The following is a 23,600-nucleotide window of genomic DNA, read 5'->3' on the forward strand; positions in this document are numbered from 1 at the left end:
CCGGGGTCGTCGCCTGGGCGCTTCCTAAACGGTCGGGAAGGACCCTGTCTTGCCCGATTCCTTCTCGAGCAGGCGCTCCCTGACCTGTTTGCGCAGCACCTTGCCGATGAGCGAGGTGGGCAGTTCGTCGATGAACATGATGCGCCGCGGCACCTTGTACGGCGTGAGGTTGTCCCTCGCGAACTGGCGGATCGACTCGCGGTCGGGCTTTTCGCCAGCCTTGAGCACGATCGCAGCGACGACGTCCTCGCCCGAGTGCGCGCTCGGCATACCGACGACAGCAACATCGGCAATGGAGGGGTGCAGGCGCAACGTGTTCTCCACCTCGGTCGGCGCGACGTTGAACCCGCCGGTGATGATGAGTTCCTTGATCCTGTCGACGACGGTGACGAAGCCGTCGCTGTCCATCGAGACGATGTCTCCCGTGCGGAACCAGTTGCCCACGAAGACGGCACTCGTCTCCTCCGGCTTGCGGTAGTAACCGGAGAACACCTGTGGTCCGCGAACGATGAGCTCGCCGGGCATGCCCGGTTCAACGTCGACTGTCGGGTTCTCGGGGTCGACGATCCTGATCTCGGTGCTCGGCAGGGGGAGACCGACGGTCCCGGCCTTCCGGCCGTCGGAGACCGGGTTCGCCATGAGCACCGGCGAGCACTCGCTCAGGCCATAGCCCTCGATGAGGTATCCGCCGGTTGCAGCTTCAAACGGCACGACGAGGTCGTGGGGGAGGGCCATGGCGCCGGTGATGCCGATCTCGAGTCCCTCAAGCGACACATTGGTCTCGATCGCTCGCTTGAGGAGGCGGTCAGCGATCGGCGGGACGGCGGGCAGGAAGGTCGGCGGATGCTTCTTCGCGGCTTTCAGCACAAGGTCAGGGTCGAACTTGGGGAACAGGACCAGCCGTGCGCCGAGGCTCATCGCGAAGGTGAGGCACAGCGTCAGGCCGTAAGCGTGGAACATCGGCAGGACCGCGTAGATCGTGCAGCCGACGTGGGTGATCGTCGGGGTCCACGCCCTGGCCTGGACGGCGTTCGCGAGAAGGTTCGCGTGGCTGAGCACGGCGCCCTTGGGGAGACCCGTCGTTCCCGAGGTGTACTGGATGATCGCGACGTCGCCGGACTCCGGGCGCGGGTGCTCCGGATCGATCGGACGGGAGGACAGCAGGCTCGACCAGCTGATCGTGCCGCTCGTCTTCGCGGTGAGGGCGTCTCGTGACGCACGGGCCTTCGCGATCGGCAGGGTCAGCGCCAGGCGCATTCCGAATGGCATGCTCCGGGTGATGTCGACGTCGATGAGCGAGTCGACGGCGATGTCGCCGGGGAAGTCCTGAACCGTTGCGACCACTTTGTTCCACACGATGGCGACCTTCGCACCGTGATCCTCGAACTGGTGCCTCAGCTCGCGTGGAGTGTAGAGCGGATTGTGCTCGACCACTATCGCGCCGAGGCGCAGGATCGCGTAGAACGCCACGATGTGTTCCGGGCAGTTCGGCAGCACGATGGCCACAGGGTCGCCCTTCTTCACGCCGAGGCCACGGAGCGCTTCTGCGACACGCTCGATGGACTGCAGGAGTTCGCGGTAGGTCGTCGTCGCGCCGAAGAACTCAAGGGCGACGAGGGACGGGTGCTTTTCGGCGGAGAGGCGGACCAGGTCGCCGAGGCTTCCGTCCTGAACCGGGATGTCGAATGGGACGTCCGGTGCGTAGTTGGCAAGCCAGGGACGTTCGGTGGTATCGGTCACTCGGCATATTCTAATCCCGCGGGCTCACGGGCGACGAGCCGCAGCGCACGCTCCCAATACAATGGAGGGACACCCCAGTACTTATATGACGGAGACCCATGTCTGAAATTTCTGAGGAGCAGGTGGCGCATCTGGCGAACCTCGCCCGAATTGCCCTCACTCCCGAAGAGATCTCGAGTCTCACGACCGAGCTCGACCAGATCGTCGACAGCATCGCAAAGGTGCAGAAAGTCGCCACAGACGACGTTCCGGCGACGAGCCACCCTGTCCCGCTCTCCAACGTCTTCCGCGATGACGTCGTCGGTGACACGCTCACCATCGAACAGGCCCTGCAGAACGCGCCGGAGCAGGCAGACAACCGGTTCAAGGTCTCAGCGATCCTCGGGGAGGAGCAGTAATGAACGACATCATCAGAATGACAGCTGCCAACCTCGCCGAGAACCTGCAGAGCGGCGCAATCAGCGCTGTTGACGCGACCCAGGCGCACCTCGATCGCATCGAGGCCGTCGACACCGACGTGCACGCCTTCCTCGCCGTGAGCGACACCGCACTGGCGACTGCCCGTCGCATCGACGAACGCCGCGCGGCCGGCGAAGTACTCGGCCCTCTTGCCGGGGTTCCGCTCGCCGTCAAGGACGTGCTCGTCACCACCGACATGCCGTCGACCTCCGGCAGCAAGATCCTCGAGGGGTACATGTCGCCGTTCGACGCGACAGTCGTCCGCCTCTCGCGCGAGGCCGGCCTGATCCCCATCGGCAAGACCAACATGGACGAGTTCGCCATGGGCTCGTCGACCGAGCACTCCGCATACGGGCCCACCCGCAACCCCTGGGACCTCGACCGCATTCCCGGTGGGTCTGGCGGTGGCTCGGCTGCCGCCGTCGCCGCTTTCGAGGCTCCGCTCGCGCTCGGCAGCGACACCGGTGGTTCCATCCGTCAGCCCGCGCACGTCACGGGCACCGTCGGCGTCAAGCCGACCTACGGAGCCGTCAGCCGGTACGGCGCCATCGCCCTCGCATCATCGCTCGACCAGGTCGGACCCGTCACCCGCACCGTGCTCGACGCCGGGCTCCTGCACGACGTCATCGCCAAGCACGACCCCAAGGACTCGACGTCCCTCACCGACGCCTGGCCGTCGATGGCGGATGCCGCGCGGTCGGGCGCACGCGGGGAGGGCCTCGCCGGTCTCAAGGTCGGTGTCGTCAAAGAGCTCTCCGGCGACGGCTTCCAGGCCGGAGTGCAGAGCCGGTTCGAGGAAACCGTCGCCATGCTCACGAAGCAGGGCGCCGAGGTCGTTGAGGTGAGTGCGCCACACTTCGAGTACGCCGTTGCGGCGTACTACCTCATCCTCCCCGCTGAGGCGTCGAGCAACCTCGCCAAGTTCGACTCCGTCCGGTTCGGCATGCGCGTGCAGCCTGAGGGCGGCGGAACCGTCGAGCAGGTCATGGCGGCCACCCGCGAGGCCGGATTCGGTCCAGAGGTCAAGCGCCGCATCATCCTGGGTACCTACGCCCTGAGCGCCGGTTACTACGACGCCTACTACGGCAGCGCCCAGAAGGTCCGAACGCTCATCCAGCGCGACTTCAACGCCGCGTTCGAGCAGGTCGACGTCCTCGTCACCCCGAGTGCGCCGACGACTGCCTTCAAATTCGGCGAAAAGCTCGCGGACCCGATGGCGATGTACCTCAACGACATCACCACCATCCCGGCAAACCTGGCCGGAATCCCCGGCATCAGCGTTCCGATCGGACTCGCGCCGGAAGATGGACTGCCGGTTGGCATCCAGGTCATGGCCCCGCAGCGTGAAGACGCCCGTCTCTACCGCGTTGGTGCGGCAATCGAAGCTTTGCTCGAGCAGCAGTGGGGTCACACGTTGATCTCGCAGGCTCCGGCACTGGGAGGAAAATAATGGCGAAAGACGCCCTGATGGACTACGAGAAGGCGCTTGAGCTGTTCGAGCCGGTGCTCGGCTTCGAGGTCCACGTCGAACTGAACACCAAGACGAAGATGTTTTCGTCAGCGCCGAACGAGTTCGGCTCTCTGCCGAACACGAACGTCTCGCCGGTGTGTCTCGGGCTGCCCGGCTCGCTTCCCGTCGTCAACGGACAGGCCGTCCGCTACGCGATCAGCCTCGGTCTCGCCCTGGGCTGCTCGATCGCGCCGTCGTCGCGGTTCGCCCGGAAGAACTACTTCTACCCCGACCTGGCCAAGAACTACCAGATCTCGCAGTACGACGAGCCCATCGCGTTCGACGGGTCCGTCGATGTCGAGTTGCCGAACGGCCGCCTCGTCACCGTGTCGATCGAACGTGCGCACATGGAAGAGGACGCGGGCAAGCTGACCCACGTCGGCGGGTCGACCGGCCGGATCCAGGGTGCCGAGTACTCGCTCGTCGACTACAACCGTGCCGGCGTTCCGCTCGTCGAGATCGTCACAGACATCATTTACGGCGCCGAAGCGGATGCCCCCGAGCTGGCCAAGGCGTACGTTGCGACAATCCGTGACATCGTCACGAGCCTCGGAATCTCCGACGCGAAGATGGAGCGGGGCAACCTGCGCTGTGACGCCAACATCTCGCTGCGCCCCCGCACGCCGGAGGGCCAGCCGCCCGCTCCGCTCGGAACGCGCACTGAGACAAAGAACGTCAACTCGCTTCGGTCGGTCGAACGGGCGATCCGCTACGAGATCCAGCGCCAGGCGCAGGTGCTCGCCGACGGCGGGACCATCATCCAGGAGACCCGTCACTGGCACGAGGACACCGGCCGCACGAGCGCCGGCCGTCCCAAGAGCGACGCCGACGACTACAGGTACTTCCCCGAGCCCGACCTTCTCCCGGTCGAGCCGAGCCTCGAGCTCATCGAGGAACTGCGTGCAGCGCTCCCCGAGCCTCCTGCCGCGCGCCGCCGTCGGCTCAAGGCCGAGTGGGGTTTCACCGACCTCGAGTTCCAGGACGTCGTGAACGGCGGGCTCCTCGTCGAGATCACCGCGACTGTTGCCGCCGGTGCGAAGCCAGCAGCGGCACGCAAGTGGTGGACAGGGGAGATCAGCCGGATCGCCAACGTACAGGGCACCGAGGCATCCGCCCTCGTCTCACCGGAGAACGTTGCCGCACTCGCCGCGCTCGTCGAGGACGGCACCCTCACTGACAAGCTTGCGCGCCAGGTCCTCGAGGGTGTCATCGCGGGGGAGGGATCGCCCCAGGAGGTCGTCGACGCCCGCGGGCTCGCTGTCGTCTCCGACGACGGTGCCCTGATCGCGGCCATCGACGACGCGCTCGCGTCGCAGCCCGACGTGCTCGCGAAGATCCGCGACGGCAAGGTCCAGGCGGCAGGCGCCGTCATCGGTGCTGTGATGAAGGCCATGAAGGGCCAGGCGGACGCGGCGAGGGTGCGGGAACTCGTTCTCGAACGCGCACAGGGCTAAGGGCGTTCGTCACCTGTCAACCTGAAAACTCTTCAGGTACGATCAGCCCATGCTGGTCGAGGGTTCGATTCGCTGGCAGATTACAGAGGATTGCCCGAGGGATCTGCTCCTCGCGCTTGCCCTGAGAGACCTCGCGGGTCTCTCGCGTGAGTGCGAGGCGCAGGTGCCTCGAGTCATCCCTCCGCCAGCCGGGGTTGCCCTGCCCGATATCGACAGGGTCGCACTTGCCGCGCAGTGGCGCGGGTGGTGGGCCGGCATCGTGCGCAGGGAGACCCGGCCGTTCATCAGCCAGGTTCGCCCGCCGCATTTCGAGGTGTTCGATCGCGCTCTCGAACTGCAGGACCTCGTGTATGCCTGTTACGACACCGTCACGGCCTGGGTCGAGTCCCGCCACGCCGAATACCTGATGGCGGTGAAGGCGCGGGAGCATCCGCTGGGGGACGCGTACCAGCTCGTGCAGAGGCGGCAATTCGAGCTCCGCAGGCAGACCACGTCCTTCAGGCTCGACCTCGAGGTGATTCCCGTCGCTGAGCCGGGGGCCTGGGTGGTTGCTCCGGACACCGTGATCATTTCCGAGTCGCTCCGTGACGATCCTGAGGCATTCCGGGAGTGGCTCAAGCCTGTCGTGATCGCCCTGGTCTGACCCGCCTTGCGTGGCCGCAAAGCTGGGAGAATAGAACCCATGAGCAGGCAGGACGGCAGCGCACGACAGGTCACGCGAGGTGACGTCGACGACACCGGCGCAAGCATCCTGCACATTGACATGGACGCATTCTTCGCGTCGGTGGAGCTGCTGGACCACCCCGAACTCCGCGGCAAGCCGGTGATCATCGGGCATCCGGAGGGCCGGAGCGTTGTCACAAGCGCCACCTACGAAGCCCGGCGATTCGGCGTGACCGCTGCGATGCCGGTCTCGAAGGCGATCAGGTTGTGCCCGCAGGCAACGATCCTTCCTCCGCACCACGAGCGGTACACCGAATACTCTCGCCAGGTCATGGCGATATTCCGGGATGCGACCCCGCTCGTCGAGCCGCTGAGTATCGACGAGGCGTTCCTCGACGTGTCGGGGGCGAGACGGTTGATCGGGTCGCCCGCCGTCGTCGGTCAGCACATTCGTGAGCGGGTGCACCGCGAGACCGGTCTGACCTGCTCGGTCGGAGCCGCTGCGACCAAGTTCGTGGCGAAGGTCGCGTCAGGGCGCGCCAAGCCGGACGGACTCCTCGTGATTCCGCCGGCCGAGACGCTTGCGTTTCTGCATCCGCTCCCGATCCGGGCGCTGTGGGGAGTCGGAGCAAAAACGGAGGAGTCCCTGCAGCGGCTCGGCCTCTCGACCGTCGGCGACGTCGCCGATACACCTCTCGCAACCCTGACCAGGGCCATCGGGGAGGCCACCGGCGTCAAGTTGCACGAGCTCTCTCACGGACGTGACGCCCGCCGCATCGTGACAGCGACGTCGGAGAAGAGCATCGGGCACGAGGTCACGTTTGACGTCGATGTCACTGACCCGGCACGCGTAAGGCTCGAGTTGCTCCGGCTGGCCGACCAGGTGGCCGTGCGGCTCAGGAAAAGCGGCGCTTCCGCCAGAACCGTCGCGATCAAGGTGCGGTTCGAGGATTTCACGACGGTGACCAGGTCGCGCACGTTCGCCGAGCCCACGAACGTCGGCCGGCGTCTCTTCGAGGGCGCGAATGAGCTGCTCACCGTCCTCGGCATCGACGGCAGGGCGATCCGCCTGATCGGGGTTCGCGCGGAACAGCTCACCGACGAACAGGATGCCGTCGCCGCGCTGTGGGACCCGGACGAGGAGTGGCGAGAGGCCGAGACAACCATCGACTCGCTTCGCGCGAGGTTTGGCGGACAGGCCGTTCGGCGCGCGTCACTCCTGGGCAGGAAGGGAAATGACACAGCGGGCGGTACCCGGGCGCCCGCGCCCTGACGCCGGCACCTGACCCCCGCGCACACAGAAAGCAACCCTTGGCGCGTCTCTCCTGCGGCCGGTAGCGTGTTGGCATGACAAATCTCGCGTTGGAAATGGCAGACAGGTTCAAGTCAATCGGAGTGACCTCCGTCTACGGCGACCCGGTTGAGGTCGACGGAGCGAAGCTCGTTCCCGTCGCACTCGCCTGGTACGGCTTCGGAGTCGGTGAGGGCGAGGGTGAGGGCGACACAGCGTCGTCGACCGTGTCGGGCAAGGGAACAGGCTCCGGTGGCGGAGGCGGCGGATTCGCGCTTCCGATCGGCGCCTACCTCAAGACGAGCACCGGCCTGCGCTTCGAGCCGAACGTCGTCTCGCTCATGGCCGTCGGCATCCCCTTCGTGTGGGCCGTCGGCAAAGCGCTTGCGTTTGTCATCAAAGCACTGAAGAAGTAGCGTTCGGGCTATACTCGCCTGAGTAACACGGGAGTCCGGTGAACCGGGCTGAGAGGAAGATTCCATAATCTTCGACCGTCGAACCTGATCTGGGTCATGCCAGCGCAGGGAGGCATTCATCTCGCTACCCGTGCCCTGTTTCCTACACGGAGGGCGCGAAAGTGCAATTTTCAGAATCACCATCACAGGTACAACACTCGACGGATGCCGCCGGCACGCCAGCGCGAGGACGACGTCCGTCCCGCTGGCGGGTCGTCGACATCGTCACCGCCAGCGTCATCGGCGTTGCCGCCGGCGTCATCTTCTGGGCGTGGGGACTCGCCTGGGGCCCGATCAGCACGGCGCTTGCGCTCACGCCGGGACTCGGCGGACTTCTCGCCGGAGGCTGGCTGTTCGCCGGGGTGCTCGGCGGGCTCATCATCCGTAAACCCGGTGCAGCGATCTACACGGAACTCGTTGCCGCCGCGGTCTCCGCACTCATCGGTACCGTCTGGGGTTTCGACACCCTCATCTGGGGCCTGATCCAGGGCGCTGGCGCCGAACTCATCTTCGCCCTGTTCTTCTACCGCCGGTTCGGCATCGGGGTGGCATTGCTCGCCGGTGCGGGAGCCGGCGTCGCCGTCGGGCTCCTCGACACGACCTTCACGAGCTATGCGGCGCTCGATGCAGGGGCGAAGCTGACCTACTTCGTGAGCGCCGTGGCATCCGGGGTCGTCCTCGCCGGCCTGCTGTCCTGGTTTGCTGTGCGTGGCCTCGCCGCGACGGGTGCGCTGTCACGGTTCGCCTCGGGCAACTCGGCTCGTGCGATTCCCGCTCGAGCGACCGACCGGGGCAACTGAGTGTCGGGAACGACCCGTGACGGTACCGTTCGCGGGGCGGCTATCCGTGCAACCGGGTGGGGCTGGCGGCACTCCGGTCGGGGCACTCCGGCGGTCTCCGAGCTGACGCTCGACATCGCTCCGGGTGAGCGCGTCCTGCTCCTCGGTGCGTCGGGCGCGGGCAAATCCACGTTGCTCGCCGCCCTCGCTGGCGTGCTCGGGGGCGATGAGGAGGGCGACGAGACGGGCCAGCTGCTCATCGACGGCGCGAGGCCCGCTGAGGTCCGCGGCAGGGCGGGACTGGTTCTTCAGGACCCCGACTCGCAGGTCGTCCTGGCGCGCGTCGGTGACGATGTTGCGTTCGCGTGCGAGAACCTCGGGGTTCCACGGGACGAGATCTGGCGGCGGGTGCGGTGGGCGCTCGATGCCGTCGGGCTCCGCCTTCCCCTCGACCACCCGTCGTCACGGTTGTCCGGCGGCCAAAAGCAGCGGCTGGCCCTCGCCGGTGTCCTCGCCATGCGTCCTGGCCTCGTGTTGCTCGACGAGCCGACCGCCAACCTCGATCCCGAGGGAGTGACCGAGGTGAGGGATGTTGTCGCGCGCGTGATCGCTGACACGGGCGCGACCCTGATCGTGGTCGAGCACCGGGTCGCTGTCTGGCAGGATCTCGTCGACCGGGTCATCGTCCTCGACCCGGAGGGCGGAGTACTCGCGGACGGGACACCGGCCGATGTACTCGACACCCACGGTCAGCGCCTCGCCCGGGCCGGGGTGTGGGTGCCGTCTCATCCACCTGTCCTGCCCACGCGACCGGCGCGTTCAGGCAGGGGCGCTGAACTCCTCGTCGCGGGGGACCTCTCGGTCGGTCGAACGCCGTTCGCCTCGCGGACGCGACTGACGGCGGCATCCGCCCTCGACCTGTCGCTGTTCGAAGCAGAGAGTATCGCCATCACCGGACCCAACGGCGCGGGGAAGTCGACGCTGGCCCTCACGCTCGCGGGACTGCTCGCTCGCCTCGGCGGCGCGCTCGACGCGAGGTCTCCACTGGCCAGGGGACTCGGGCCGGACCCAGCGCGGTGGAAGTCGAAGGAGCTGCTGACGCGAATGGGCACCGTCTTCCAGGACCCTGAGCACCAGTTCCTCGCCACGACGGTGAGGCGCGAGCTTGCCGTCGGGCCGACGGCACTCCGACTCGGGGATCGGGAGGTCGGCGAGCGGGTCGATGAACTGCTCTCGAGGCTGCGGCTCGACGCCCTGGCCGATGCCAATCCGTTCACGCTGTCCGGCGGAGAGAAACGACGCCTGAGCGTCGCGACGATTCTCGCGACAAAACCGCAGATCCTGTTCCTCGACGAACCCACCTTCGGTCAGGATGCTGTCACCTGGCGTGAGCTCGTGGTGCTGCTCGGCGAACTCGTCGACTCGGGAAGCTCCGTCGTGACGGTCACGCACGACGACGATCTCGTGCGTGCACTGTCCGACCGGGAGTTCGTCATCGATTCCAGCCACGCGGTGCTGTCGTGACCGGGCTGGTTTCCGCAGCGGGAGACTCCGCGCTCGGGCGAGTGAACCCGATCGCCAAGCTCGCCGTTGCGGTACTGATCAGTGTGACCCTCCTGCTGTCGATCGACGTGGTCTCGGCATCCGTTGCCCTCATCCTCGTCTGCGTGCTGCTGTTCTGGTCGGGGCTCGACGCCCGCGGCTTCTGGCTCAGGACAGCACCGCTGTGGCTCGGCGCGCCCTTTGCCGGGCTGACCACTGTGCTCTACGGCGAGGACTCCGGAGCGCTTCTGGCCTCGTGGGGATTCGTCTCCATCACCGAGGGGTCGCTCGCCCTGGGTATCGCCATCATGCTTCGTGTCCTGGCGATCGGTTTGCCGAGCATCGTGCTGTTCGCAACGACCGACCCGACAGACCTCGCCGACGGGCTCGGCCAGGTGCTTCACCTGCCCGCCCGCTTCGTGCTCGGCGGGCTGGCTGGACTGCGGATGGTGGGATTGTTCGTCGACGACTGGCGTGCGCTTGGTCAGGCACGTCGCGCCAGGGGTGTTGGCGACGCCAGGATGCTCGTCCGGTTCGCCAGCCAGGCCTTCGCACTCCTGGTCCTCGCGATCCGGCGGGGCAGCAAGCTCGCGACAGCCATGGAGGCCAAAGGATTCGGCTCGTCCATTGAGCGCACGTGGGCCCGGCCGTCGACGGTCGGCAGGCCCGAACTTGTGCTGCTGCTCATCGGGGCGTCCATCGCGGGGGCGGCGATCACCGCGGCAGTGCTGGCGGGGACCTGGGAGTTCATCCTTGCCTGAGTTCGGACTGTCCCTGGCGGTCAGCACAATCGTGGGGCGGTTGGGGGACCCAGCAACCGAGGTGGTCATCCTCGACGGTCCGAGTGGCGCTGGCAAATCCACCCTCGCCGATGCCCTCGTGGCATCCTGGCCGGGTTCGGCGTACCCGACGCTCGTTCGGATGGACGACATCTACCCGGGCTGGGACGGGCTCAGCGCTGCGGGGGAGCACGTGGCAGTGAACCTGCTCGAGCCGCGAGCCCGGGGTGACCTGGCCCGTTGGCGGAGGCATGACTGGGCACGGGACGCGCACGCGGAATGGAACGTGGTGCCCGGTTCCGGCCCTCTGGTCATCGAGGGGTGCGGCGCGCTCACGGCGGCGAACCGGCGATTCGCGACGCTCGCCGTCTGGCTGGATGCGGACGACACCGTGCGGAAGGTGAGGGCGCTGGCGAGGGATGAGGGTGCTTTCGACGCGCACTGGGACTCATGGCAGGCACAGTTTGAGCGGTTCGTCGCCCGCGAGGACCCCGAGAGCCTCGCGGACCTGATGCTCAGGCTGGACTAGTCGTTCAGCGAATCGATGAGCGCGCCGATAACCGGGATCGGGTGGGAGAGCCGCCAGAACACACCGGGATCGGTCAGGGCTCCGTCGAGCGTCAGCGACGTCCTGGCCGACGTCGATCCGTCGACGACACTGATGCTGCCGACCTTTGCCCCGGTCCCGGCCGACGTGACCTGATCCGTCACCACGTCGATCTCGGGCGCAGCCGCGCTCCAGCGGAGTCGTGCGGGTGACGCTCCCGAAACACCGTTCGCCGAATCGCCCCACGCGGTGGTGAACGAGACGACCGGCGTGGCCTCGGCAAGGACAGGCGTCGGCGTGACGCCGCCCCTGGCGCTCTCCATCACGGCGGTGACAGCCGTCTCGAGGGTGTCCCAATCCGGTTGCCTGAGGAATGCGCCGTAGAACCTGTACGACTCGCCATCGACGGAAACGTCGCCGGCGAAGAGGAGGCAGATGCCGGCGGCATCCGTGTAGCTCCGTGAAATCCCGACCACCTGTTGTTCGGGCAGGTAGGTCGTGGTGTTGGTGACGCCGCGTCGGCTCGGAAGACCGGTGACCGGTTCGGCGAGCACCGAGGATATTGCCGGGTTGGTGAGCGCGAGGGCGGCCAGGCGGGAGAGATCTTTCGCCGTGCCGACGCTTGCTTCGTCAAGCCCTGTGGCGTCGACCACCGTGGTCTCGGTCATGCCATTCTCGACCAGCCAGGCGTTCGCGGCCTCGACGTACGCCTCGGTCGATCCGAATGCCCAGCCTGCGAGCGTGTCGGCATGGTTGTTGCTCGAGCCGAGGAGCACCGCCTGGAGCATTTCGCGCTGGGTCCACTGGTCCTCGGTGTACACGCTGACGGTGCGGGTGCCCGCGTCGCGGTAACCGACGTACTTCAGGTAGTCATCGCTCGTGATGGGAACGGTCCCGCCGGGCGCGCCGTCAGCGAGGGGTTTGGCGTCGAGGACGACCAGGGCCGTGATCGTCTTGGTGATACCGGCCATCGGGACAGCGTCCGGAATGCCAGCGACCGCGAGGGGGGCGGCGTCCGCAGCTTCAGTGACAGCGCTGGCGCCGGTGCTCGGCAGTACGGGAGGCGCACTCGCCGCAGCGGGCGCCGATGCCGGGAGGGCGGTCACGGATGCCGCTGGCAGCGGACCGATGAGGGTGGCGGGCCCATAGATGCCCGCTCCGAGAATGACCAGAGTTCCGGCGAAGATCCCGAGACCTCGTGCTACGCCCATGGTGTACCGCCTGTTCCTGACACGGGATCAGGCTATCTGGCCGAGCGTCCTTTGACCGTCAGCCCCAGCCGAGCGAGTGCAATTCGTCGTCGTCGATTCCGTAGAAGTGGGCGATTTCGTGCACCAGTGTGATGCGCACCTGTTCCCTGAGCTGCTCTTCGTTGTCGACGATGGCGAGAAGAGGCTCGCGATAGATGCTGATCATGTCGGGCAGCTCGCCGAAACCGTACTGCCCGCGATCGGTCAACGCCACGCCCGAGTACAGGCCGAGGAGGTCGAGCGAGCCGTCTTCGGGAAGATCCTCGATCACGATGACGACATTATCCAGCCCGTCGACCATGTCGTCCGGCAGCGCGTCGAATACGTCACCGACGAGGGCTTCGAATGCATCGGCGTCGAGGGTGAACATTGACGACTGCCGATCCGACCCGGTTCGCGACCCGCGCGAGAGGATCTGTCTACTTGGGGTGAGTAACGGGGCTTGAACCCGCGACCTCCTGGACCACAACCAGGCGCTCTACCAACTGAGCTATACCCACCATGCGCATCCCCCGATCTCTCAACCGGACGAGGCAACCCTAAAAGTGTATTACATGATTGGAGCGTAATTGTTCACTACGGCCTGTGCAGCCGATTTTGCCTGGTCGGATGTCGGCCCGGGCTGCGGAACGAACACGGCCTCCCTGTAGTAGGCCAGTTCACGGATCGACTCGAGGATGTCGGCGAGCGCGCGGTGGCCGCCGTCCTTGGCCGGGGCATTGAAGTACGCTCTGGGGTACCAGCGCCTGGCGAGTTCCTTGATCGACGACACATCGACGTTGCGGTAGTGCAACTGTGCATCGAGCCGTGGCATGAACTTGGTGAGGAAGGCGCGGTCTGTGCCGATCGAGTTTCCGGCGAGGGGAGCACGCTGCTCTGCGGGAATGTGCTTGAGCACGTACTCGAGGACCTGGTACTCCGCTTCGGCGACACTGACTCCGAGGGGGATCTCCTCGAGGAGGCCGGAGGAGGTGTGCATGTTGGTGACGAACTCACCCATGTTCGCCAGCGCCGAGTCATCGGGTTTGATCACGATGTCGAGGCCGTCGTCGACGGGCTTCAGGTCATAGTCGGTGATCACGACGGCGATTTCGACGAGTTCGTCGGCATCGATGTCGAGTCCCGTCATTTCGCAGTCGATCCAGACAAGTCGGTCGCTCACAGTGCTCATGGTGTCCATGCTATCCGTGACCTGTGACGCCGGCTGCCGCGCTGCGGGTGACAGGGGTCCAGCGTGCTGCGGTATTCTGAAAGACGCCAGCCTCCGTAGCTCAGGGGATAGAGCAGGAGCCTTCTAATCTCTTGGTCGCAGGTTCGAATCCTGCCGGGGGCACATTTCTGTCGGCGCGACATCCGTTCGTAACGGCGGGTGGGTAAATTACTACCCATGCGAGAACTCCAAAAACAGATCATTGCCGAACTGCACGTTCTTCCTGAGATCGACCCGGAAACCGAGGCGCGTCGGCGCGTCGATTTCCTCGCCGATTACCTCACGGCGACCGGTGCGAAAGGCCTCGTGCTCGGTATCAGTGGCGGCCAGGACTCGTCCCTCGCCGGGAGGCTGTGCCAGCTTGCCGTTGAGCAACTCGCCGAGGACGATGTCAAGGTGTCGTTTATCGCTGTGCGGCTGCCGTACGGGGTGCAGCGTGACGAGGAGGATGCGCAGCTGGCACTGGAGTTCATCCAGCCCCAGCGGGTCGTGACGTTCAACGTCAAGCCGGGCGTCGACGGCATTGAAACGGAGTTCGAGACAGCGACCGGTGAGCCGATCAGCGACTTCAACAAGGGCAATGTGAAGGCACGGGCGCGGATGATTGCGCAGTACGCGCTTGCCGGGCAGGAGGGGCTGCTCGTTGTCGGGACAGACCACGCCGCCGAGGCCGTCACCGGTTTCTTCACGAAGTTCGGTGACGGTGGCGCGGACATCGTCCCGCTCACCGGATTGACAAAGCGGCAGGGCCGGGCCCTGCTCACGTTCCTCGGGGCGCCCGCACGACTGTACGAAAAGCTCCCTACGGCTGACCTGCTCGACGACCAGCCCGGGCAGACCGACGAGGCGAACCTGGGGCTGACCTACGCGCACATCGACGACTACCTCGAAGGGAACGACGTTCCCGATGAGGTTGCGGATGCCATTGAGGCGCGGTTCCTCGCGACCAGGCACAAGCGCTCAACACCGGTGGAGCCCGCAGACAACTGGTGGCGCTGACCGGGCGCAGCGCCCCGCCGCGCTGAAGGCATAGGCGCTGAGCTGCGCGCGGGCCCACAGGCGCCGACCCCTTACACGACGAAGCCGGTACCGCGAGTTCGCGGTACCGGCTTCGTGGTGGAAGTGGGGGCTCTAGGCCAGCTTCTTCTCGTCAGACTCGCGAGCCGCTGTGGCGCGGGCGACATCCATCGCGGCGACATCGTCGATCAGCTTCTGCGTCGTGGTGTCGGGGATGTCCGACTCCTGACGGGCGAACGCAGCGGGGGCGACCGCGGCGGGCTGCTCCGCGGTCTCTGCTTCCGTGTACTTCTCGTGGTGCTGGCGTGTCGCCCAGGCGTCCTGCTCCGCGAGCAGGGTCTTCTCGTGAGTCGTGGTTTCGAACCGCCAGCGCTCCAGGTCGGTTTCGAAGACGCGCTTCGCGCGGTTCGGGCGGTTCTGCCATTCGACGAGACGGTCACGGAACTCGGCGACGACGGGCCCGAGTTCATAACCGAACGTGGCGGAGTTGCGCTTCATCTCGGCGAGCTGGTGCGCAGACCAGTTCGCCGCGGTCGACGCACCCTTGATGGGCAGGAGGCGCAGCTGGATATCCGCCTGGGCGACTGCCCGGTCGGCGAGTGTCTGCTCCTGGGGGGTCAGTGAGTTCCAGGCGGCGGCCTCGGTCGACGCGTCGACGAGTGCGGCGATCGCCGCTGTCTTGAGGTCGCGGTCGCGCTGGGCGATCAGCCGGCGTACCGCTGCCTTGGTGATCGACGCCGCGAGCAGCGCCGAAACGATAATCGCGATAAAGATCACGGCGGCGGTGAAGAGCACCGGTCGTGTGTCGGTTGCGGTGAGCCAGTCTACGAATTCATTCCACCATTCCATGTGCCGAAGGCTACCTTCGGGCCCGCCCGTAATCCCGCAACGCCGCCGCCGTGTCGCGCTTTCGGCCGAGCAGCGCCCGACCGGTCATGACCGGGAAACAGCGAAACCGCCCACGGGGCTACCACCGCTCAACGCAGCGAATCGACGGCATCCTGCATGTTCCAGAACTGCCCGAGGGACAGGAATGACGCCCGGACCGGCGAGAATCGCTTGGCGATGAAGACGTCTCCTGTGGCCGAGCTGAGGCGCTCGACGTGTCCGAGTATGCGTCCGTCGCTGAGGCGAACGCGCCACAACCCGTCGTGGACGCTGACGAGTTCGATGCCCGCCCTCGTGCTCGACGAGAGTGTCGCCTGGTGTGTTGCGATGTGCATGCTGCCTCTTGTCTCCGGCCGGTGGTGTCGGTGATCTCTTACCCACACGATAGGAGACACCACCGACACCGCCCGGTCGGCCGAGAGGAGCGCTAGCTCAGTCCGGTGCCGTCAACGGCGAACGGTTCGATCGCCGCGAGTTCGTCTGCCGTGAGCGGCGGAGCGCCAAGCGCGGCGACGTTCTGTTCCAGCTGCTTCACCGAGCTCGCACCGATGAGCGCCGAGGTGACCTGCGGATGCCTGAGAACCCACGTCAGGGCGAGTTGCGCGAGCGACTGCCCGCGGTCGGCGGCCAGCGTGTTGAGGGCTCGGGCTCGTTCGAGATAGGTGGGCGAGATCCGCTCAGCCGGCAGGAATTTGCTCGTCGCCGCACGGGATCCGTCGGGAACCGTTCCATCGAGGTAGCGGTCGGTCAGGAGTCCCTGGGCGAGGGGCGAGAACACGATGGAGCCCGCTCCGACCTCGTCGAGGACGTCGAGGAGCCCGTTTTCGACGTGCCGGTTGAACATGGAGTAGCTCGGCTGGTGGATCAGGAGGGGGACGCGGTGCTCGGCGAGCGCCGCGGCGGCCGCTCTGGTCTGCTCCGGCGAGTAGTTGGAGATTCCGGCATAGAGGGCTTTCCCTGAGTGCACAGCTGTCGCGAGTGCCCCCATCGTTTCTTCGATGGGGGTGTCGGGGTCCGGGCGGTGGGAGTAGAAGATGTCGACGTAGTTCACGCCGAGTCGCCCGAGGCTCTGGTCGAGAGAGGAGAGGAGCGACTTGCGTGAGCCCCACTGGCCGTACGGGCCAGCCCACATGTCGTAACCGGCCTTCGTCGAGATGACGATTTCATCGCGGTGAGCGGCGAGATCGTCGTGAAGGATGCGACCAAAGTTGCGTTCAGCAGATCCCGGAGGGGGACCGTAGTTGTTGGCCAGGTCGAAGTGGGTAATACCGAGGTCGAACGCTCGCCGCACGATGGCCTGCTGGGTCTCGAGGTCCCGTCCGTCACCGAAGTTGTGCCAGAAGCCCAGCGAAACGCGGGGGAGCATGAGGCCGCTCCTGCCCGTCCTGGCGTAGTGCATGTCGTCATATCGGTTTTCGGCAGCTGAGTACGTCATGAGGACAGGGTAGCGGTGTCGGGTGCAGGGCACGCCGCCGGGTATCCCTCCCCAGTTTCAGCGGCCGGATGCCCTGTCCACCGGGGAGGTACCGGAGGGACCCCGCCCGCTGGAGGGTCGCACACTCGAATCATGGTTCCGGAGGCGGCAGTCCGGCACGAGGTCGTCTCCGGAACCTCCACACCGGAGGTCCTGCGTGTGGAAATCCAGTTGGGAGAACCCTCATGACAGACAGCATCACCCTGACCGGCCTTGTTGCTACAGTTCCCGAGCACAAGACGATCCGCGACGGCGTGGAGCTCACGAGCTTCAGGCTCGCCTCGAACCAGCGCTACTTCGACAGGACGGCAGGAGCCTGGGTAGCTGGCGAGACGAACTGGTACACGGTCTCCTCGTTCCGGCAACTCGCCGGCAATGTCCACGAGTCGGTGCACAAGGGTGACCGCGTGCTGGTGATGGGGCGGCTGCGCATTCGGCGCTGGGAGAGCGGAGACAAGAACGGCACGACTGTTGAGGTCGACGCTGACAGTGTTGGTCACGATTTGGCCTGGGGGACCGCCAGGTACGCGAGGAACCCAGCACGCGACTCAGGCACACCCGCGGCTGACGCCGTCGACGCCGCGAACCCGGGCTACGCTCCCGCGAGGCCAGCGGGTGATGACGGCACCGGTTACCCCGGGCTGGCGGCACGGGAGCCCGACCCCGCCAGCGCCCGACCGGACTCGTCGCGCGAGCAGGCGGATTGGGTAGCGCCGGTACTCGGCAGGACGGCCGTATCGGTCGGCGACCCCGGCACCCGGGGAACCAGCGAGGGTCGACCGGAGTTCGAACCGGACACTCCGTTCTGACGGTTCGGGCGCTCCCGTCCTAGACTCGACTGATAGCCGATCGTTCCGACACGGCGCGATCACAACGGGCCAGATCACAACCGGCCCGGATCACAACAGGCACAGGCACAGGGAGATGGCGTGGCGAAACCCGATACACGGTGGCGAGGTCGGGTTGGAACTGGTGTGTTCGCTGTTCTTCTCGCTGGGGGATTGCTCGCCGGATGCTCGATGCCGGGAAGCCCTCCGACTCCGACACCGGCGCCGCCCGTTGCAGTCGAATCGCCGGCGCCAGAGCCGCAGGCACCGCAACTGGTGCCTGGCGGGACCGCGGAGGAAAACCTCCCATACTTTGATTCGGTCAACGCTTCTACCCTCGCCGCCAACCCGGCCGCAGACGGTCGTGCGTTCATCGACGGGCTTGTTGCCGCCGGTTTCGACAAGGCGGCCATGGAAGTGACGAGCGATACGACGACGATCGGGAACGCGGCGGACTCCATCCAGTTCTCGGTGCGATGGGGCGAAGCGTGCCTCATCGGTCAGAATGGCACGGCCGTCGGCGGCTATCACTCGACGGTGGGTCGGGTGCTCGGCACCGGGACATGTCTCATTGGGAAGACAAGAACAATAGACTGGTAGCAATATGGCCGAATATATCTATTCCATGGTCCGCGCCCGCAAGGCTGTCGGAGACAAACTAATTCTTGACGACGTCACCATGTCGTTCTTCCCCGGCGCCAAAATCGGTGTCGTCGGTCCCAACGGGGCCGGAAAGTCCACGATCCTCAAGATCATGGCTGGCCTCGACACACCGAGCAACGGTGAAGCGAAGCTCACGCCCGGGTACACCGTCGGCATCCTCATGCAGGAACCGGAACTCGATGAGTCGAAGACCGTGCTCGAGAACGTCCAGGAGGGCGTCGGCGAGATCAAAGCCAAGGTCGACCGCTTCAACGAAATCTCGCTCGCCATGGGCGAACCGGATGCTGACTTCGACGCGCTGCTTGCCGAGATGGGCACGCTCCAGGAAGAAATCGACCACGCTGACGCGTGGGACCTCGATTCCCAGCTGGAACAGGCGATGGACGCGCTGCGGACCCCGCCCGGCGACCTGCCCGTTGCGAACCTCTCCGGTGGAGAGAAGCGTCGCGTCGCGCTCTGCAAGCTTCTTCTGCAGAAGCCGGACCTCCTGCTCCTCGATGAGCCCACTAACCACCTCGACGCCGAAAGCGTTCTCTGGCTCGAGCAGCACCTCGCCAAGTACGCGGGTGCTGTGCTCGCCGTCACTCACGACCGGTACTTCCTCGACCACGTCGCCGAATGGATCGCTGAGGTCGACCGCGGTCACCTCTACCCGTACGAGGGCAACTACTCGACCTACCTCGAGAAGAAGCAGGAACGACTGCAGGTCCAGGGCAAGAAGGACCAGAAGCTGTCGAAGCGCCTCGCTGAGGAACTCGAGTGGGTCCGGTCGAACGCCAAGGGACGACAGGCGAAGTCGAAGGCTCGACTCGCACGTTACGAAGAGATGGTGACCGAGGCCGAGCGCACGCGGAAGCTCGACTTCGAAGAGATCGTCATCCCCGTCGGACCGCGCCTCGGCGCGCAGGTCATCGACGCGAAGAACCTGAAGAAGGGCTTCGGGGAGCGCATCCTCATCAACGACCTCAGCTTCACATTGCCCCGTAACGGCATTGTCGGAGTCATCGGCCCCAACGGTGTCGGTAAGACCACGCTCTTCAAGACCATCGTCGGCCTCGAGCCGCTCGACGGCGGAGAGCTCAAGATCGGTGAGACGGTCGACATCTCCTACGTCGACCAGAGCCGCGGTGGCATCGACCCCAACAAGAACCTGTGGGAGGTCGTCTCAGACGGCCAGGATTACATCCAGGTCGGAAAGACCGAGATTCCGTCACGGGCGTACGTCTCCCAGTTCGGGTTCAAGGGACCTGACCAGCAGAAGAAGGCCGGTGTTCTCTCCGGTGGAGAGCGCAACCGCCTCAACCTGGCACTGACCCTCAAGCAGGGCGGAAACCTCCTGCTCCTCGACGAACCGACTAACGACCTCGACGTGGAAACCCTTGGAAGCCTCGAGAACGCGCTTCTCGAGTTCCCCGGTTGTGCCGTGGTCATCACTCACGACCGGTGGTTCCTCGACCGCATCGCAACGCACATCCTCTCCTACGAGGGGACAGAGGAAGACCCGGGCAACTGGTACTGGTTCGAGGGCAACTTCGAGTCGTACGAGGAGAACAAGATTGAGCGGCTCGGACCGGATGCAGCGAAGCCGCACCGTTCCGCATACCGCAAGCTCACTCGCGACTGACGCGGGCGCTCTGGCGAAACGATGAAGGCCATGCCGGTGACTCAGTCACCGGCATGGCCTTCATCGTTATCTTCTGCCAGGCGGGCTTAGGCGTCTGTTGCCAGTGCCGGTGGTACCCGCACCATGCCTTCCTGGGCGACGCTCGCAACCAGGACGCCGTCGCGGGAGTAGAACCGGCCGAGCGCGAGTCCGCGTCCGCCCGATGCGCTCGGGGACTCCTGGACGTAGAGCAGCCACTCGTCAGCCCGGGCCGGCCGGTGCCACCACATGGCGTGGTCGAGGCTCGCAACCTTGAGATTCGGGGTCACCCAGGCCAGGCCGTGCTTGCGCAGGATCGACTCGAGCAGCGGGTAGTCGCTCGCGTACGCGAGCGCAGCCCTGTGCAGGCTCGGGTCGTCGGGAAGGGTGCCGAACGCCTTGATCCAGACCGCGTTCGTCGCGGTGCGCTCGCCCTCGACCGAGAGGTAGATCGGCGACGGTACGTGGCGGATGTCGAATGGCCGGTCGTTGGCCCACGCCCTGGCAGCCGGATGATCAATGTGTCCGAGCAGCTCGGCTGCGGTCGGCAGGCTCTCCGGATCGGGGTAGCCCTCAGGCATTGGCGCCTGGTGGTCGAGGCCTTCGTCCTGGTCCTGGAACGAAGCGATCATCGAGAGGATCGGAACGCCGGACTGGTATGCCTGTGTGCGTCTCGTCGAGAACGAACGGCCGTCGTGGATCCGGTCGACGCTGAACGTGATTTCCTGGTTGACGTCACCGGGCCGCAGGAAATACCCGTGCATCGAGTGCACGATACGCTCCTCCGCTGTCGTCCGGCTTGCCGCCATCACGGCCTGCGCAAGAACCTGCCCCCCGTAAACCCGTCCACCCGGCATCCACAGTGATGGCCCCGTGAAGATGTCCTCGCTCGTTCGAGCTCCGGTATCAGTCAGGTTCAGGGCGTTCAAGAGGGATGCGACGGGGTCTGTCATTGCTCTCCGATTGGTGGTGCTGGCGGACTGGTGGGTTTCACCAATGCTTCTTAGGTAGTTTAGACAGCAGATGAATGACGCGATCACCCTCCAGGACGCCCACGCCGCCGCCGACCTTCGGGTGTACCTCGCCCGGGCGAGGCTCGTCGATGACACGGCGGTTCGCCTGATTGCCAGCGGGGGAGTGCTTGCCGTGTACTCGGCGGTGCTGCATCCGCGCGGCCTGCTCGACACGAGCCCGACGATCCTCGGCCTCCGGACCTTCGCCGAGGTTTCTGGCGCCGTCTTCGACCGCGTGGTCGCTCCGGCTGCGATCGCGGACCGGCTCGCTCACACCGACGGGGCGTCCGGCGAGATCGTGGTCCCGCTTCCGCCGGCCGACGTACGAACGAGCTGGTCAGGGATCGCGCCGCCACGTGGCGGGTGGGAGCGGATCGGCGGGATCAGCTCTCTGGCGCTCGAACTGGCAGCGAGGGACGGCGCGGGAGAAGTCGCTCGGACGGTGCCGGACAACGCGGGTGACGCCATCGTGCAGCGGGTCAGGGCCGAGGTCTGGTCGCGCCCGCTCGCCGGGCACCCGGACGTTCCGTCAGGAATCGCGTTCGCGGCGGGGAGCCTCGGGTTCCTCGTCGGCGAGGAAGAGGTCCCGCTCTACGCCTCCGGTGCCTGGGTCAGGGCGAGTCCTGTGCGGGGCCACGTCCTCGTTCGCTCGTCACGGGGTCTCTGACCTCTCCCGGAATTGCCTGACGTGCGACCGCGGAAACGGCTTGCACGCAGAACGATGGCTCAGGGCAGCTGAGCGTCGATCGCGCGCCCGGCGGTCCGACCGGTGAACAGGCATCCGCCCAGAAAAGTCCCCTCGAGCGCTCGGTATCCGTGCATGCCGCCACCGCCGAAGCCGCTGGCCTCTCCGGCCGCGTAAAGCCCGGGAACCGGTGTGCCGTCGTCGCCAATCGCGCGTGCGGACAGGTCGGTCTGGATGCCGCCGAGGCTTTTCCGCGTGAGGATGTGCAGTTTCACGGCGATGAGCGGACCAGCCTTCGGATCGAGCAGTTTGTGCGGGCGTGCGACACGGATGAGCTTGTCGCCCCGATAGGAGCGGGCACCCCTGATCGCTGTGATCTGTGCGTCCTTCGAGAACTCGTTGTCCAGCTGGGCATCGCGCCACCTGATCTCCCGTTCCACCCGCACCGTGTCGAGCGGGGCAGTGCCGGAGAGCCGCTGCATGCCCGCCAGCAGCTCCGGCAGGTTGTCCGCGACCACGAAGTCGTCGCCCTTCTCTTTGAACGCCTCAACCGGGCCTGGCGCGCCGGGAGCAACCCGCTTGAGCAGAAGCCTGAGGTCCCGGTCGGTGAGATCGGGGTTTTGCTCGCTGCCGGAGAGGGCGAACTCCTTCTCGATGATCTTCTGGGTGAGCACGAACCAGCTGTGACCGTGTCCTGTGCCGAGGATGTGCTGCAGGGTCCCCAGCGTGTCGAAGCCGGGGAACAGCGGCGCGGGAAGGCGTGCACCCGTGGCATCGAGCCAGAGCGATGACGGCCCGGGGAGGATACGGATGCCGTGGGCGGCCCAGACCGGATCCCAGTTGGCAATGCCCTCCGTGTAGTGCCACATCCGGTCACCGTTGACCAGTCGCGCGCCGGCGCGTTCGGCGATACCGAGGCCGCGGCCGTCGACGTGGGCCGGGACTCCGGAGAGCATCGACTCGGGTGGAGTACCGAGTCGTGCCGGCCAGTTCGCCCTGACCAGGTCGAGGTTGCCGCCGATCCCGCCCGTCGTCACGACAACGGCCTGCGCCGACAGCTCGAAATCGGCGACGACGTCGTGTGGGCTCGCTTCGCCACGTCCGGCGGTCGACGGCGAGAGAACGCTTCCGGTCACGCCGGTCACGGCACCGTCGTGAACCACGAGCTCATCGACGCGGTGGCGATGTCTGAACTGCACACGCCCTGCCTCGACCCCCGCCAGGACGCGCTCGAGGAAGGGTTCGACGATCGCGGGGCCCGTGCCCCAGACGATATGGAACCGCGGGACCGAGTTGCCGTGCCCGTTCGCTGTGAACCCGCCGCGCTCCGCCCAGCCGACGACGGGGAAGAAGCCGACACCACGTTCGCGCAGCCACGATCGCTTGTCGCCAGCGGCGAAGTCGACATACGCTTCTGCCCATCGCCTCGCCCAATTGTCGTCCTGTCGGTCGAAGGCGGCGGAGCCCTGCCAGTCCTGCCACGCGAGGGAGTGCGAGTCGCGGATGCCCATCCGGCGCTGCTCGGGCGTGTCGACGAGGAACAGCCCGCCGAACGACCAGTGTGCCTGCCCGCCGCGCGACGCCTCCGGCTCCTGCTCGACGATGATCACCCGCCTGCCGGCGTCCGACAGCTCAGCGGCAGCGACGAGCCCGGCGAGCCCAGAGCCCACAATGATCACGTCGGTCGAGGTCTGTGCTGCTGGCATCCGGGA

24 protein-coding genes, 2 tRNA genes and 1 riboswitch are annotated in these 23,600 nt (G+C 66.2%); of the genes, 16 read left to right on the plus strand and 10 right to left on the minus strand.

All coding sequences use genetic code 11. From position 1 onward, the window contains the following. Positions 1-24 precede the first annotated feature (24 nt). Positions 25-1,740 carry a long-chain-fatty-acid--CoA ligase gene (locus AC1C2M_RS03195; protein WP_495435223.1) on the minus strand — a complete coding sequence of 572 codons (1,716 nt, stop codon included), beginning with the start codon at positions 1,738-1,740 and terminating at the stop codon, positions 25-27. Positions 1,741-1,838: 98 nt separating this feature from the next. Between AC1C2M_RS03195 and gatC the strand changes: the two genes are divergently transcribed. The 10 genes from gatC (at position 1,839) to AC1C2M_RS03245 (ending at position 11,201) form a co-directional block, all read left to right on the plus strand. Beyond that, a complete protein-coding gene (gatC, locus tag AC1C2M_RS03200) occupies positions 1,839-2,138 on the plus strand; it encodes an Asp-tRNA(Asn)/Glu-tRNA(Gln) amidotransferase subunit GatC (RefSeq protein ID WP_108391294.1) in 300 nt (99 codons plus the stop codon). Then, positions 2,138-3,649, plus strand: a complete 1,512-nt coding sequence (gene gatA, locus AC1C2M_RS03205; RefSeq protein ID WP_495435224.1) for an Asp-tRNA(Asn)/Glu-tRNA(Gln) amidotransferase subunit GatA — start codon at positions 2,138-2,140, stop codon at positions 3,647-3,649. The genes gatC and gatA overlap by 1 nt, the downstream gene beginning before the upstream one ends. Beyond that, on the plus strand, positions 3,649-5,163 hold the full coding sequence (gatB, locus tag AC1C2M_RS03210; protein ID WP_483404398.1) for an Asp-tRNA(Asn)/Glu-tRNA(Gln) amidotransferase subunit GatB: 1,515 nt from the start codon (positions 3,649-3,651) through the stop codon (positions 5,161-5,163). The genes gatA and gatB overlap by 1 nt, the downstream gene beginning before the upstream one ends. Positions 5,164-5,212: 49 nt before the next feature. Further along, positions 5,213-5,806: a hypothetical protein gene (locus tag AC1C2M_RS03215; protein ID WP_483404397.1), complete on the plus strand. Its 594-nt coding sequence runs from the start codon at positions 5,213-5,215 to the stop codon at positions 5,804-5,806. Positions 5,807-5,845: 39 nt separating this feature from the next. Beyond that, positions 5,846-7,099 carry a DNA polymerase IV gene (locus tag AC1C2M_RS03220; protein WP_495435225.1) on the plus strand — a complete coding sequence of 418 codons (1,254 nt, stop codon included), beginning with the start codon at positions 5,846-5,848 and terminating at the stop codon, positions 7,097-7,099. A gap of 74 nt (positions 7,100-7,173) precedes the next feature. Further along, complete coding sequence (locus AC1C2M_RS03225) at positions 7,174-7,533, plus strand: hypothetical protein (RefSeq protein WP_108391289.1); 360 nt, start codon at positions 7,174-7,176, stop codon at positions 7,531-7,533. A 17-nt stretch (positions 7,534-7,550) separates the two neighbouring features. After that, a riboswitch (TPP riboswitch) is annotated at positions 7,551-7,661 on the plus strand. 33 nt (positions 7,662-7,694) lie between these two features. Then, positions 7,695-8,372, plus strand: a complete 678-nt coding sequence (locus tag AC1C2M_RS03230) for an ECF transporter S component (protein ID WP_495435226.1) — start codon at positions 7,695-7,697, stop codon at positions 8,370-8,372. Further along, positions 8,373-9,875 carry an ABC transporter ATP-binding protein gene (locus AC1C2M_RS03235; RefSeq protein ID WP_495435228.1) on the plus strand — a complete coding sequence of 501 codons (1,503 nt, stop codon included), beginning with the start codon at positions 8,373-8,375 and terminating at the stop codon, positions 9,873-9,875. Then, the gene (locus tag AC1C2M_RS03240; protein ID WP_495435229.1) at positions 9,872-10,654 is read left to right on the plus strand and encodes an energy-coupling factor transporter transmembrane component T family protein; all 783 of its coding nucleotides are present in this window, start codon (positions 9,872-9,874) and stop codon (positions 10,652-10,654) included. The genes AC1C2M_RS03235 and AC1C2M_RS03240 overlap by 4 nt, the downstream gene beginning before the upstream one ends. Further along, positions 10,647-11,201, plus strand: a complete 555-nt coding sequence (locus AC1C2M_RS03245) for a nucleoside/nucleotide kinase family protein (RefSeq protein ID WP_495435231.1) — start codon at positions 10,647-10,649, stop codon at positions 11,199-11,201. Before AC1C2M_RS03240 ends, AC1C2M_RS03245 begins: the two co-directional genes overlap by 8 nt. Here AC1C2M_RS03245 and AC1C2M_RS03250 read toward each other — a convergent pair. The 4 genes from AC1C2M_RS03250 to orn all read right to left on the minus strand — a co-directional run bounded on the left by AC1C2M_RS03250 (position 11,198) and on the right by orn (position 13,640). Beyond that, positions 11,198-12,430 carry a D-alanyl-D-alanine carboxypeptidase family protein gene (locus AC1C2M_RS03250; RefSeq protein ID WP_495435232.1) on the minus strand — a complete coding sequence of 411 codons (1,233 nt, stop codon included), beginning with the start codon at positions 12,428-12,430 and terminating at the stop codon, positions 11,198-11,200. The two genes, AC1C2M_RS03245 and AC1C2M_RS03250, sit on opposite strands and share 4 nt — an antisense overlap. A gap of 58 nt (positions 12,431-12,488) precedes the next feature. Beyond that, entirely contained in the window at positions 12,489-12,839 is a 351-nt protein-coding gene (locus AC1C2M_RS03255) for a metallopeptidase family protein (protein ID WP_495435233.1), read from the minus strand. A 54-nt stretch (positions 12,840-12,893) separates the two neighbouring features. Then, positions 12,894-12,969 (minus strand) — tRNA-His (locus tag AC1C2M_RS03260). A gap of 50 nt (positions 12,970-13,019) precedes the next feature. Further along, the gene (gene orn / locus AC1C2M_RS03265; RefSeq protein ID WP_495435235.1) at positions 13,020-13,640 is read right to left on the minus strand and encodes an oligoribonuclease; all 621 of its coding nucleotides are present in this window, start codon (positions 13,638-13,640) and stop codon (positions 13,020-13,022) included. Positions 13,641-13,729: 89 nt separating this feature from the next. Here orn and AC1C2M_RS03270 point away from each other — a divergent pair. Together AC1C2M_RS03270 and nadE are read left to right on the plus strand one after the other, a co-directional pair. Beyond that, a tRNA-Arg gene (locus AC1C2M_RS03270) sits at positions 13,730-13,802 on the plus strand. 54 nt (positions 13,803-13,856) lie between these two features. Beyond that, positions 13,857-14,678 (plus strand): NAD(+) synthase, encoded by an 822-nt coding sequence (gene nadE, locus AC1C2M_RS03275; RefSeq protein WP_483404388.1) that lies wholly within the window; start codon positions 13,857-13,859, stop codon positions 14,676-14,678. Positions 14,679-14,810: 132 nt separating this feature from the next. Here nadE and AC1C2M_RS03280 read toward each other — a convergent pair whose 3' ends face one another. The 3 genes from AC1C2M_RS03280 to AC1C2M_RS03290 all read right to left on the minus strand — a co-directional run bounded on the left by AC1C2M_RS03280 (position 14,811) and on the right by AC1C2M_RS03290 (position 17,019). Next, entirely contained in the window at positions 14,811-15,545 is a 735-nt protein-coding gene (locus AC1C2M_RS03280) for a hypothetical protein (protein WP_495435236.1), read from the minus strand. Positions 15,546-15,673: 128 nt separating this feature from the next. Beyond that, positions 15,674-15,919, minus strand: a complete 246-nt coding sequence (locus AC1C2M_RS03285) for a hypothetical protein (protein WP_495435237.1) — start codon at positions 15,917-15,919, stop codon at positions 15,674-15,676. A gap of 92 nt (positions 15,920-16,011) precedes the next feature. Continuing rightward, a complete protein-coding gene (locus AC1C2M_RS03290; RefSeq protein WP_483404385.1) occupies positions 16,012-17,019 on the minus strand; it encodes an aldo/keto reductase in 1,008 nt (335 codons plus the stop codon). Between the two features lie 224 nt (positions 17,020-17,243). Here AC1C2M_RS03290 and AC1C2M_RS03295 point away from each other — a divergent pair, with 224 nt between their 5' ends. The 3 genes from AC1C2M_RS03295 (at position 17,244) to ettA (ending at position 20,172) form a co-directional block, all read left to right on the plus strand. Further along, on the plus strand, positions 17,244-17,867 hold the full coding sequence (locus AC1C2M_RS03295; RefSeq protein WP_495434144.1) for a single-stranded DNA-binding protein: 624 nt from the start codon (positions 17,244-17,246) through the stop codon (positions 17,865-17,867). Positions 17,868-18,032: 165 nt separating this feature from the next. Then, positions 18,033-18,485: a DUF6993 domain-containing protein gene (locus AC1C2M_RS03300; protein ID WP_495435239.1), complete on the plus strand. Its 453-nt coding sequence runs from the start codon at positions 18,033-18,035 to the stop codon at positions 18,483-18,485. Between the two features lie 4 nt (positions 18,486-18,489). Further along, positions 18,490-20,172: an energy-dependent translational throttle protein EttA gene (ettA, locus tag AC1C2M_RS03305; RefSeq protein ID WP_108391278.1), complete on the plus strand. Its 1,683-nt coding sequence runs from the start codon at positions 18,490-18,492 to the stop codon at positions 20,170-20,172. Between the two features lie 86 nt (positions 20,173-20,258). Here ettA and AC1C2M_RS03310 read toward each other — a convergent pair whose 3' ends face one another. After that, entirely contained in the window at positions 20,259-21,143 is an 885-nt protein-coding gene (locus AC1C2M_RS03310; RefSeq protein ID WP_483404382.1) for an acyl-CoA thioesterase, read from the minus strand. A gap of 70 nt (positions 21,144-21,213) precedes the next feature. Between AC1C2M_RS03310 and AC1C2M_RS03315 the strand changes: the two genes are divergently transcribed. Further along, complete coding sequence (locus AC1C2M_RS03315; protein WP_495434141.1) at positions 21,214-21,870, plus strand: DUF8185 domain-containing protein; 657 nt, start codon at positions 21,214-21,216, stop codon at positions 21,868-21,870. A gap of 59 nt (positions 21,871-21,929) precedes the next feature. Here the strand turns inward: AC1C2M_RS03315 and AC1C2M_RS03320 are convergent, their stop codons facing one another. Beyond that, positions 21,930-23,594 (minus strand): FAD-binding dehydrogenase, encoded by a 1,665-nt coding sequence (locus AC1C2M_RS03320; RefSeq protein ID WP_495434140.1) that lies wholly within the window; start codon positions 23,592-23,594, stop codon positions 21,930-21,932. Positions 23,595-23,600 lie beyond the last annotated feature (6 nt).

The organism is Mycetocola sp. Y444, assembly GCF_059445295.1.

Bases quoted from the DNA above. Each gene is read 5' to 3' on its own strand.
- gatA (WP_495435224.1), top strand. From the start codon at position 2,138: ATGAACGACATCATCAGAATGACAGCTGCCAACCTCGCCGAGAACCTG.
- AC1C2M_RS03220 (WP_495435225.1), top strand. From the start codon at position 5,846: ATGAGCAGGCAGGACGGCAGCGCACGACAGGTCACGCGAGGTGACGTC.
- AC1C2M_RS03215 (WP_483404397.1), top strand. From the start codon at position 5,213: ATGCTGGTCGAGGGTTCGATTCGCTGGCAGATTACAGAGGATTGCCCG.
- AC1C2M_RS03255 (WP_495435233.1), bottom strand. From the start codon at position 12,839: ATGTTCACCCTCGACGCCGATGCATTCGAAGCCCTCGTCGGTGACGTA.
- AC1C2M_RS03250 (WP_495435232.1), bottom strand. From the start codon at position 12,430: ATGGGCGTAGCACGAGGTCTCGGGATCTTCGCCGGAACTCTGGTCATT.
- AC1C2M_RS03320 (WP_495434140.1), bottom strand. From the start codon at position 23,594: ATGCCAGCAGCACAGACCTCGACCGACGTGATCATTGTGGGCTCTGGG.
- AC1C2M_RS03225 (WP_108391289.1), top strand. From the start codon at position 7,174: ATGACAAATCTCGCGTTGGAAATGGCAGACAGGTTCAAGTCAATCGGA.
- AC1C2M_RS03290 (WP_483404385.1), bottom strand. From the start codon at position 17,019: ATGACGTACTCAGCTGCCGAAAACCGATATGACGACATGCACTACGCC.
- gatB (WP_483404398.1), top strand. From the start codon at position 3,649: ATGGCGAAAGACGCCCTGATGGACTACGAGAAGGCGCTTGAGCTGTTC.
- AC1C2M_RS03285 (WP_495435237.1), bottom strand. From the start codon at position 15,919: ATGCACATCGCAACACACCAGGCGACACTCTCGTCGAGCACGAGGGCG.
- AC1C2M_RS03295 (WP_495434144.1), top strand. From the start codon at position 17,244: ATGACAGACAGCATCACCCTGACCGGCCTTGTTGCTACAGTTCCCGAG.
- orn (WP_495435235.1), bottom strand. From the start codon at position 13,640: ATGAGCACTGTGAGCGACCGACTTGTCTGGATCGACTGCGAAATGACG.
- AC1C2M_RS03315 (WP_495434141.1), top strand. From the start codon at position 21,214: ATGAATGACGCGATCACCCTCCAGGACGCCCACGCCGCCGCCGACCTT.
- nadE (WP_483404388.1), top strand. From the start codon at position 13,857: ATGCGAGAACTCCAAAAACAGATCATTGCCGAACTGCACGTTCTTCCT.
- AC1C2M_RS03310 (WP_483404382.1), bottom strand. From the start codon at position 21,143: ATGACAGACCCCGTCGCATCCCTCTTGAACGCCCTGAACCTGACTGAT.
- ettA (WP_108391278.1), top strand. From the start codon at position 18,490: ATGGCCGAATATATCTATTCCATGGTCCGCGCCCGCAAGGCTGTCGGA.
- AC1C2M_RS03280 (WP_495435236.1), bottom strand. From the start codon at position 15,545: ATGGAATGGTGGAATGAATTCGTAGACTGGCTCACCGCAACCGACACA.
- gatC (WP_108391294.1), top strand. From the start codon at position 1,839: ATGTCTGAAATTTCTGAGGAGCAGGTGGCGCATCTGGCGAACCTCGCC.